Here is a 10,079-nt window from a genome sequence, read left to right on the forward strand (position 1 = left end):
CGGAGGTCTGTCGAAGGCGGGGTGGGTCCGGTTGAGGGGGTGTGAGCGGCATGGATGCCGCGACCAAGCCCCCATGGGTGAGGGCGCTTTGCTTGCGAAGCACTGCTTCGCGAGCGCCCGAACGCACAGCCGCCAGCGGCTGGGCCGGACCCCGGAGGGGGGTTTACGGCGTCCCCCTCAACCGGACCCACCCCGCCATCCCACGGAATGCAGGCGTTTGACGTTGACGGTGATTCGGCAGGTGCAGGGCTGCAAGCCCTGCCAGAACACAACCCCTCAGCTCTCGCAGCCGGCGAAGAGGTCGCGGTCGCGTTCGTAAAGTGCCGTCTTCACCTGCATCAGCCCCAGCACCGACGGGAACAGGTTGTCGTGGTCGGTGTACGCCGCCGAACGCTTGCGCAGGCACTGCAGGTCCAGCCCGCGGCTGCGGGCGAAGCCCGGCGAGAACCACATCGTCATCGGCACGCTGGTCTGCTCGGCCGGAGCGATCGCGTACGGTACGCCGTGCAGGAACAGGCCCTTCTCACCCAGCGACTCGCCGTGGTCGGACAGGTAGATCATCGCCGTGTCGTAGTCCTGCAGGCCCTGCAGCGTGCCGATCGTCTTGCTCAGGAAGTGGTCGGTGTAGAGCACCGCGTTGTCGTAGCTGTTGACGATCTCCTCGCGCGAGCAGCGGCCGATGTCACGCGTATCGCAGGTCGGCTTGAAGCGCGCGAAAGCCGCCGGATAGCGCTCGAAGTAGGCCGGGCCATGGTTGCCCAGCTGGTGCAGCACCACCACGCGATCGCCCGGCTTGGCACGCACCTGCGTGGCCAGATCCTGCAGCAGGATCTCATCCATGCAGCGGCCATCCGCACACAGGCCGGGCGTTGTCGCGTCGGACAGTGACTGGAAATCAAGGCCTTCGCAGACGCCCTTGCAGCCGGACTGGTTGTCACGCCACAGCGGCGTGACGCCGGCGCGGTTCAGCACGTGCAGCAGCGACTGGTGCGCGCGGATCTTCTTCTCGTCGTACTCGTGCCGGCCCCAGGGCGAGTACATGCAGGGCAGCGAGACTTCGGTGCTGGTGCCGCACGAATGCATGTCCGGGAAATTGATCACCGGCGCCTGCGCCAGTTCCGGGGTGGTGTTGCGCCCGCCGTTGAGGCCCCAGTTCTGCGCACGCACGGTTTCGCCCATCACGATCACCAGCAGCCGCGGCTTGCTGGTCGGTGCGCGTGGGGTGGCCTTGGCATCGGTGCCGATCGGCAGCTTCGGCGCGCGCTGCACCGGGTTGTCGCCGCGCAGCGCACGCGGCATGCCCAGCAGCACGTTGGCCGGGGTGGCCAGATAGCGGACTTCGCGCTGGTTGCGCATCAGCGCCGAGACATCCTGGAACGAAATCAGCGCGCCACCCACGGCGGTGACCGCCGCCACCAGCAGGAAGCCCACGCGCCACAGCAGGGTGCGGCCCCAGCTGCGGCGGCGCAGTTCCACCCGCAACAGCAGCACCATCGGCAGCACCGCCAGCAGCAGCACCGGCCAGACCAGCGAGGCCGTCATCAGCTCGCGGCTTTCCTTCGGATCGGTCGCCAGCACGTTGCGCAGCATGTCCGCATCCAGGTAGATGTGGAACTGGCTCATGTAGTGCGCGGCGAAGGCGGTCACCAGCAGCAGCACGCTGGTCACCACCTTGGCATTCCAGCGCCAGACCAGGATGCCCAGCAGCACGCCGTGCGCGCCGAGCAGCAGCAGGAACAGCGACAGCGCGTAGCGCAGGCTGCCGGGGTGGCTGGCCATGGCGCTGTGCCAGAACAGGCCGTTGCCGGCCACCGCGAAGAACAGGCTGGTCAGCGCGATCAGCGCTTCGGTGGACAGCTGCGGGCGCCAGCGATGAAGGCTGGCCAGTGCCGGCAGGCGCAGCGAACGTTGGACCGATGCATTCATGCACGTGCCTCCTGGCGGGTCGGACGTTCCAGCGTGCGCCGGGCCAGCAGCCGCTCCGTGATCAGGAACAGGCCCAGCGACAGCAGCCAACACAGCAAGGCCGTGGCAACGTCATGCGAAAGAAAATGGGCGCCGCGCAGCTGCTGGCTGATGCCGAACACCAGGCCGCTGCCGAGGCCGATCCACAGCCCGGCCCAGCGCCACGCCGGGCGCCAGAGCAGGGCGAAGAAGTACAGGCACAGCCAGGCGTAGCCGGCGCTGGCATGGCCGGCCGGGAAACAGGCACGCACGGGCATGCCCTCGGGGCGGCTGGCCAGCAGGCCGATGAAGGGCTCGTGGCCGCCATAGCGCAGCAGGTCCCAGGGGCAGTCCATCGGCACCAGCGCCTTGAGCAGCGAGATCAGGCCGGTGCCCAGCGCCATCGCCGCCACCACGTACAGCAGCGCCCAGCGCAGGGTGCGGTCGCGGCCGCGGCGCCAGTGGTGGAAGCACAGCAGGATCGCGACCAGCGCTGCAGCGGTGCTCAGCCACTTGCCACCCTTGTGCACGACCGCGCGGGTCAGCCAGGCATCCTGCAGTGCCCAGTGGCCGCCCTCCAGGCGGAACAGGTGGTCGGCCACCCACTGGTCACCGCCAAAGCCCATCAACAGGACGAACAGCGGAACGCCGACGGTCAACGGCAGCAGCAGGTGCGTCAGTGCGAAACGCGATGCCAGCCACGAAGGCGTGAAGGCAAAAGCCGGGACAAGGGGACGAGCGGGCATGCGGGAAGGGGCCATGGCAGGAATCCGCGGCCATGCTCGTCACCTTCATGTCGGAGAAGGGTCGTACATCTGTTCGCGCCGGGTTAACGCGGCCCCGGAGCGAGCCACCGTTCAGTCTTCTTCTTCCGATGCACCGGCACGTTCGGCATGGCAGCTGGCGTCCCAGGCACTGCCCGGCAGCAGCTGCCAGCGATTCCGGTTGGCGATGCCGATGTCGATCACCTGGGCCGGATCCACGCAGGGGCTCATGGCCTTGTCCAGCACCAGCACCCAGCGCCTTTCCGGGGCCTCGGCCAGCCACGGGCCGGCATCGTGCCACTGCTCGGCCCAGGGGCGCTTGAAGCCGAACTCACGCACCGGCCGGTCGGCCTGCAGCAGGTTCTGTTCGCGCCAGGCCACCAGGGCCAGCTCGGCATCCGGTCCGATCCGCTTGCCGACCCGCTGCATCAGCGCAGAAGCCGAAGCGTAGGGATCCAGCGTGGGCATCAGCACCAGCCCGTACAGCATCCACAGCATGCCGTGGGTCAGCAGCACCAGCAGGGCCGCACGACGCACCCGCAGCCAGACCGCCAGCGTGGCCACGGCAATGGCGAAGACCAGCAGGCCATTGCCAAGCACCGGCAGCAGCGAATCGGGCATCGCCCGTCGCGCCAGCTGGGCCTGCACCCAGTGGCTGTCGGTCATCATCATCACGCCCAGCGTGCCGGTGGCCAGCATCAGCACCAGGCTGTAGCCGAACAGGTAGCGGCGCACGCACAGGCGGCGCAGCAGGCCCGGCAGCAGCGGGGCCACGGCCAGGGCCATCGCCGGCAGCATCGGCAGCACGTAGACCTCGCGCTTGCCCGGGCTGGCGCTGAAGAACAGCAGCACCAGCAGCGCCCAGCCCAGCAGCAGCCACTGCCGGCGGTCGCCACGGCGCAGGCGGCGCCACCAGGGCTTGGCCAGCAGCGGCAGCAGCAGGCTGCCGGGCAGCCACAGCGTCAGGATCACCTGCAGGTAGTACCAGACCGGCTGGCGGTGGTGCCAGGCGTTGGCGTAACGGGTGCCGGTCTGCTTGAACAGCAGCTCGTGCGCATACGACTGCAGCGATGCGCTGGGTTCGTGCAGCAGGGCCCAGCCCAGCGGCGCCAGCCACACCGCCGTGCCCAGCAGGAAGGCCGGCAGCAGCCACAGCAGGGTGGCCGGGTGCGGGCCGGACACGGCCTGCCCGCGGCGGCGCTGGTACAGCCACCAGCCGAACCACGGCAGCACCATCAGCAGCGGCAGGAAGCCCACGCCCTTGGTCACCGTGCCCAGGCCGGCGGCGAAGCCGGCCAGCCACAGCGCCGGCAGGTTGCGGCGTTCACTGAGATGGCGCAGCAGGCCCCACAGGGCCACGGTGGTCATCGCCACCAGCACCATGTCGATCTGTGCGCGCTTGGCCATCAGCCCGAACTGCAGCGTGCAGAACAGTGCCGCCATCGCGTACAGGGAGTGCCGTGGCGACCACAGCCGTCGCGCCAGGTCCGAGACCAGCCACAGGCTGAGCAGGGCCGCCAGCAGCGAGGGCAGCAGGAACGACCACTGCCAGCTGCCGACGACCTGGTGGGCGACGGCCTGCAGCCACATGAACACTGGCGGCTTTTCCGCGTAGAGCTCGCTGCCTCGGTGCGGCAGCAGCCATTCCCCGCTGTCGACCATGGCCCGCGCGGCCAGCACGAAGCGCGGCTCGTCCGGCGGCTGCGGCTGGCGCATGCCGATGCCGGCGCCCAGCGAGACGATCATCAGCACCCAAAGCAGGGGCAGGAACCAGCGGCGGGGCAGGGCTACGGGCACAGCGGGCTCCGGGAGCAAAACGGCCATTGTCGGAAACAGGGCGTGGGAAAGGCGTCGGAGGCGGGCGCAGGGCGACCGCATTCCGACATGGTCAGCGCTACCATGGTACGAACTTCCGTGGACATTCCGTGCATGCGCCTGTTGGTGATCGAGGACAACCGCCAGTTGGTGGCCAACCTGTTCGACTATTTCGAGTCGCGCGGGCACGTCCTCGACGTGGCCCCCGATGGCATCACCGGCCTGCACCTGGCCGCCAGCCACCCTTACGACGCGGTGATCCTGGACTGGATGCTGCCGCGCATGGAAGGGCCGGAAGTGCTGCGCCGCCTGCGTACGGACCAGGGTTCGGAAGTGCCGGTGATCATGCTGACCGCCCGCGACGAGCTGCCGGACAAGATTGCCGGCTTCCGCGCCGGTGCGGATGACTACCTGACCAAGCCCTTCGCCCTGCCCGAGCTGGAGGTGCGGCTGGAAGCCCTGCTGACGCGCGCGCAGGGGCGCAACCCGCGCAAGCGCCTGCAGGTGGCCGACCTGGTGCTGGACCTGGCGACCCTGGAAGCCCAGCGTGGCGGCCAGGCGCTGCATCTCTACCCGGCCTGCCGCAAGCTGCTGGAAGTGCTGATGCGGGCCAGCCCGGGCGCGGTCACCCGCCAGCAGCTGGAGTTCGCCCTGTGGGGCGACGAGCCGCCGGATGGCGACCTGCTGCGTTCACACGTCTACGAACTGCGCCGCAGCGTGGATGGCCCCTTCAACGACAAGCTGATCCATACCCTGCCGCGCGTCGGCTACCGGTTGGCGGCCAGTGGCAGTGCAGGCAGTGGAAGCGATGAAGAAAGCGCCTAAGCCGGGCCCGCTGTACCGGCGTGTGATCGGCTGGCTGCTGGGCTACCTGGCGCTGATTTCGCTGGCGGTGTTCAGCGTGGGCAACTACGTGCACGAGCATGCCGAGCATGCCGCCTGGCGCGCGCTGCTCAATTCCGAGCTGGACAGCATCGTCGAGCACACCGAGCACGAACCGCAGTACCACTGGCAGGATTCGGACACCCTCAGCCTGTACCGCTTCGACGAAGCGAACATGCCGGAAACCCTGCGCGACCTGCACCCGGGCCTGCATGACGGGGTGATGGTGGGTGAGCGCGAGACGGCGGTGATGGTGCGCGACACCGGCACGATGGGGCGGGTCGCGCTGGCCCTGGACATCTCCGACTTCCACGACCTCGAACAGTTCGCCACGCGCTGGGTGATGCTGGCCGGCATCATCATGGTGTTCGTCACCGTGCTGATGGCCTCGTTCGGCATGGAACGCGTGGTACGCCCGCTGAGCCTGCTGGCCCAGCACATCGGTGCGCTGCGGCCGGGCGAGCAGGGCCAGCGCGTCGACGTGGATCCGCGCGGCAGTTCGGAACTGCACACGATTGCCGACGCGCTCAACGATTACCTGGACCGCAACGAGCAGTTTGTCGAGCGCGAGCGGGTGTTCATCAGTACCGCCAGCCACGAACTGCGCACGCCGATCGCGGTGATCACCGGTGCGGCCGAGCTGGCGCTGGAGCAACCGGGGCTGCCCGAACGCGCGCGCCAGCAGATGCAGCGCGTGCTGCGTACCGCGCAGGGCGTGGAGCAGCTGATCGAGCTGCTGCTGGTGCTGGCCCGCGATCCGGCCCGGCTGGCCGCGCGCGCCGAGCGCATCGCGCTGGACCAGCTGCTGCCGGAGATCGTCGACGACCATCGCCACCTGCTGGGTGACAAGGACCTGAGCATCGGCATCCAGGCCGCACCGGTGGACATCGTCGCGCCGCTGGCCGTGGTGCAGGCCGCGATCGGCAACCTGCTGCGCAATGCCATCGAGAACAGCGGGCGGGGCCACATCGAACTGCGGCTGAGCGCGCAGGCGATGCTGACCCTGCAGGACCCGGGCCATGGCATGGCACCGGAAGAGATCGCCGCCATCCACGCGCGCATGGCCCGTGGCGAACGCGCCGACCGCGGCGGCATCGGCCTGGACCTGATCGCCCGCCTGTGCGAGCACCTGCGCTGGACCCTGCACCTGCAGCCCGTCGAGCCGCGCGGCACCCTGGTCACCCTCGACTTCGGTGCATCGCGTCCCGGCTGACCTACCGCCCTGGTAGATGCCAACCTTGGTTGGCACGTCATCACCCTGGTAGGTGCCAACCTTGGTTGGCACGCTTTCCGTCGACCAAGGTCGACGCCTGCCAGAGCAATCACCGCCCCTTCGGGCGCTCCACGTGCTGGTCGATCAGGATCACGTTGCCGTCGGGATCGGCCAGCTGCAGATACCCCGTGCCCTGTCCGTCCGGATCGGTGCGCGTGGTCAGCTCGATGCCCTGCGCATCCAGCGCCTCCTGCAGCTCGCGCACATCCTGGAACTCGCCCAGCTCCTGCCGGAACTGGTCCCAGCCCGGGTTGAAGGTCAGCAGATTGCCTTCGAACATGCCCTGGAACAGGCCGATGACGATGCCGCCACTGCGCAGCACCAGCCAGTGGCGTGCGGCATCACCGCCGGTCACCACGAAGCCCAGTGCTTCGTAGAACCCGCGCGAGGCCGCCAGATCCTTCACTGACAGGCTGACCGAGAAAGCACCCAGTTGCATGACCTGCTCCGATGGCGATGTGCCGGTGGCGATGGAACGTCGGGGATGGGGCAATTCTGCGCAGGTCGTGGAGCCGCAGCAAGCAGCGCAGCATGACCCGGCGTGAAGGCGATGTTAACCTCGGGCAGCGCCGCATCCTGCGGCGTTTTTTTTCCGCTCTTTCGATCGACAGAGGATCCCATGCCGACCGAACCCGCTACTGCCCTGATCAGCAACGACATCGTGGGCCTCGGCCTGATTGCCGCCACCCTTGCCCTGATCTTCTGGGCCGCCAGTGGCCCGACCCCGCTGCTGAAGAAGATCTTCGCCTGGGTGCCGGCGCTGCTGCTGTGCTACTTCATCCCCGCCATCTACAACACCGCCGGTGTCATCGATGGCCACAACACCGCGCTGTACAACCCGGTGGCCCGCGACGTGCTGCTGCCGGCCGCGCTGGTCCTGCTGACCCTGTCGATCGACCTGAAGGGCATCGCCAAGCTCGGCCCGAAACTGCTCGTGGTGTTCTGCGCCGGTACCGCCGGCATCATGCTCGGTGCCATCGTCTCCTTCCAGGTGATGAAGCTGATCCACCCGGAAACGGTGGCCGGTGATACCTGGGCCGGCATGGCCGCGCTGGCCGGCAGCTGGATCGGTGGGGGTGCCAACATGGTGGCCATGCGCGAGGTGTTCGGTACCGACGCCACCACCTTCGGCCAGTTCGCGGTGGTCGACGTGGCCTGCGCCAGCCTGTGGATGGCCATCCTGCTGTTCCTGGCCAACCGTGCGCAGCAGATCGATACCCGCAACGGCGCCGACACCCGCGCGATCGACGAGATGAAGGCGCGCATCAGCGCCTATGACGCGCAGAACGCGCGTATTCCCAGCATGACCGACCTGATGATCATCGTCGGCGTGGCGCTGGGCGGCGTCGGCCTGGCCCATGCGATCGCGGCGCCGCTGGCGGGCTGGTTCAAGGCCAACGTCAGCTGGGCCAGCCAGTTCAGCCTGGACAGCCAGTTCGTCTGGGTCATCCTGCTGTCCACCGCGATGGGCCTGGGCCTGAGCTTCACCCGCGCGCGCCGGCTGGAAGCCGCCGGCGCCTCGCGCCTGGGCACGGTGTTCCTGTATTTCCTGATCGCCTGCATCGGCATGCAGATGAATCTGCTGTCGCTTCTGGACCGGCCGTGGCTGTTCCTGCTCGGCGCGATCTGGATGGCAACGCACGTGCTGGTGCTGTGGGTGGTGGCCAAGCTGCTGCGTGCGCCGCTGTTCTTCTTCGCCATCGGCTCGCAGGGCAACATCGGTGCAGCGGCGTCGGCACCGGTGGTGGCGGCGGCGTTCCATCCTTCGCTGGCGCCAGTGGGCGTGCTGCTGGGCACGGTGGGCTACGCCACCGGTACCGGCCTGGCCTATGTCACCGGCTTGATCCTGAAGTGGATGGCCAACGCCTGATCACGCGGGGCTGCAGCGCTGAGCCCGTGTTCGGCGGCTGCACGGCCTGACGCATGTGCCTGCCGCTGCCGGAACTGTGCGGCGGATAACGGAATGTGGGGCGCGTGCCACGTAGCGTGGCGGCATGCGTCGCGTGGGGAAGCAGGGGGCTCGCGGCGCAGCCTCCGCTGGCGGCTGCCAGCTTTCCCGACAGGTATGTTCATGACGAATCAATGGATGTTTCGTGCGTCGGCGCTGCTGGCGCTGATGCTGGGCAGCGCTTCGGCGCTGGCACAGGCCCCGCTGCAGGCGCGGGCCGCCGATGTGCAGGCGATCACCGATGCCAGTGCGCGCGATGTCGCCGCGCTGATCGCACAACCGGGCTTCGCCGACGCCGCACGCTCGGCCCTGCGCGCGGCGCCGGAACGCGGCGTGGCGCTGCAGCAGGTGGTGACGCGTTTCGATCCGCAGGCGCGCACGCTGGCCAGCAGCAGCCTGGCCCGGCAGGACGGGCAGCTGCGGCTGCGCAAGGGCCTGCCGGAGCAGGGGCCCTCGTTGCTGCAGCTGCGTGCCTATGTGCCCGAAGGCACGTCGCTGGATGCGGTCGCGCCGCGCCAGCTGTGGGTGGCCAGCCTGCCGCGCGGCAATGACCGCGACTGGACCACGCTGACCGCCTACGACGCCCAGGGCCGTGCACATGTGCTGGACGCGAAGCAGGCCCCGGATTTCCCCGTGCTGATCGTCGATGTCGACACCCGCCGCTCGGTGGCCGAGGGCATGGCCCTGGTCAACGCCGGGCTGCGCGCGCGCGGCCTGCAGTCGCCCGAGCGCATCAGCATCGCCGCCGATGGTGCCAGCGCGTCGTTGGACATCACCCGGCTGGACCGCATCCGCCTGGCCGATGACCAGGAGCCGTGGGCCTTGGGCGCGGCGGAGGTGTTCGCTGTCGTTTCCGGCCTGCAGGTCGACACGGCCGAGCCGGAGATGGTCACGGTCGACATGCCGTACCTGGACTATGACAACACCGATTACACCCCGCAGCAGGCGCTGGTGATCTGGGGCAACTACCGGTTCAACGCGGCCAACGTGCAGTTGTTCGAGGATGACGGCGACACCAACTACCAGGAGCTGCTGGTGGCCCTGACCACGGGCGTTAAGACCGCGCTGGGCGCGTTCGCGCCGGAGTATGCGGTGATCGCCGACATCGCAGGTGCGATCCTCAAGGCGATGCCGACGTCCTGGTTCGCCAACGACATCGATTACCTGGACAGCTTCTACCTGCTGCAGCGTGGGCAGGCGTACACCGATCGCATGGGGGCGGCCAACAACGCCAAGGTCACCCTCACGCCCATCACCCTGGTGGAGTAGGGCAGCAGGGCTTGCAGCCCTGCACCTGCTGGTAGTGCCGGCCGCTGGCCGGCAACCTCAAGATCAAGAGCCGAAGCGGCATTCGGTGGGATGGCGGGGTGGGTCCGGTTGAGGGGGACGCCGTAAACCCGTCCATGGGGGCTTGGTCGCGGCATCCATGCCGCTCACACCCCCTCAACCGGAC

At 68.6% G+C, this 10,079-nt stretch carries 8 protein-coding genes; 4 read left to right on the forward strand and 4 right to left on the reverse strand.

The window, feature by feature from the left end; all coding sequences use genetic code 11:
* Positions 1 to 276 precede the first annotated feature (276 nt).
* From ACVOK1_RS19275 to ACVOK1_RS19285, 3 genes are all read right to left on the reverse strand, one after another.
* Complete coding sequence (locus ACVOK1_RS19275; protein ID WP_481562966.1) at positions 277 to 1,926, reverse strand: phosphoethanolamine transferase; 1,650 nt, start codon at positions 1,924 to 1,926, stop codon at positions 277 to 279.
* On the reverse strand, positions 1,923 to 2,690 hold the full coding sequence (locus ACVOK1_RS19280; protein WP_481562967.1) for a phosphatase PAP2 family protein: 768 nt from the start codon (positions 2,688 to 2,690) through the stop codon (positions 1,923 to 1,925). The genes ACVOK1_RS19275 and ACVOK1_RS19280 overlap by 4 nt, the downstream gene beginning before the upstream one ends.
* 111 nt (positions 2,691 to 2,801) lie before the next feature.
* Entirely contained in the window at positions 2,802 to 4,505 is a 1,704-nt protein-coding gene (locus ACVOK1_RS19285; protein WP_481562968.1) for an ArnT family glycosyltransferase, read from the reverse strand.
* 132 nt (positions 4,506 to 4,637) lie between these two features.
* Here ACVOK1_RS19285 and ACVOK1_RS19290 point away from each other — a divergent pair, with 132 nt between their 5' ends.
* Both ACVOK1_RS19290 and ACVOK1_RS19295 read left to right on the forward strand, forming a co-directional pair.
* Positions 4,638 to 5,348: a response regulator transcription factor gene (locus tag ACVOK1_RS19290; RefSeq protein ID WP_108769605.1), complete on the forward strand. Its 711-nt coding sequence runs from the start codon at positions 4,638 to 4,640 to the stop codon at positions 5,346 to 5,348.
* Complete coding sequence (locus tag ACVOK1_RS19295) at positions 5,332 to 6,618, forward strand: sensor histidine kinase (protein WP_108769604.1); 1,287 nt, start codon at positions 5,332 to 5,334, stop codon at positions 6,616 to 6,618. The genes ACVOK1_RS19290 and ACVOK1_RS19295 overlap by 17 nt, the downstream gene beginning before the upstream one ends.
* Before the next feature lie 109 nt (positions 6,619 to 6,727).
* Here ACVOK1_RS19295 and ACVOK1_RS19300 read toward each other — a convergent pair whose 3' ends face one another.
* A complete protein-coding gene (locus ACVOK1_RS19300; protein ID WP_481562969.1) occupies positions 6,728 to 7,117 on the reverse strand; it encodes a VOC family protein in 390 nt (129 codons plus the stop codon).
* 180 nt (positions 7,118 to 7,297) lie between these two features.
* Here ACVOK1_RS19300 and ACVOK1_RS19305 point away from each other — a divergent pair, with 180 nt between their 5' ends.
* Complete coding sequence (locus ACVOK1_RS19305) at positions 7,298 to 8,548, forward strand: DUF819 family protein (RefSeq protein ID WP_164075463.1); 1,251 nt, start codon at positions 7,298 to 7,300, stop codon at positions 8,546 to 8,548.
* A gap of 201 nt (positions 8,549 to 8,749) precedes the next feature.
* The gene (locus ACVOK1_RS19310) at positions 8,750 to 9,895 is read left to right on the forward strand and encodes a DUF3103 family protein (protein ID WP_481562970.1); all 1,146 of its coding nucleotides are present in this window, start codon (positions 8,750 to 8,752) and stop codon (positions 9,893 to 9,895) included.
* The last annotated feature ends 184 nt before the right edge of the window (positions 9,896 to 10,079 follow it).

It is taken from the genome of Stenotrophomonas sp. STEN087 (assembly GCF_056759115.1).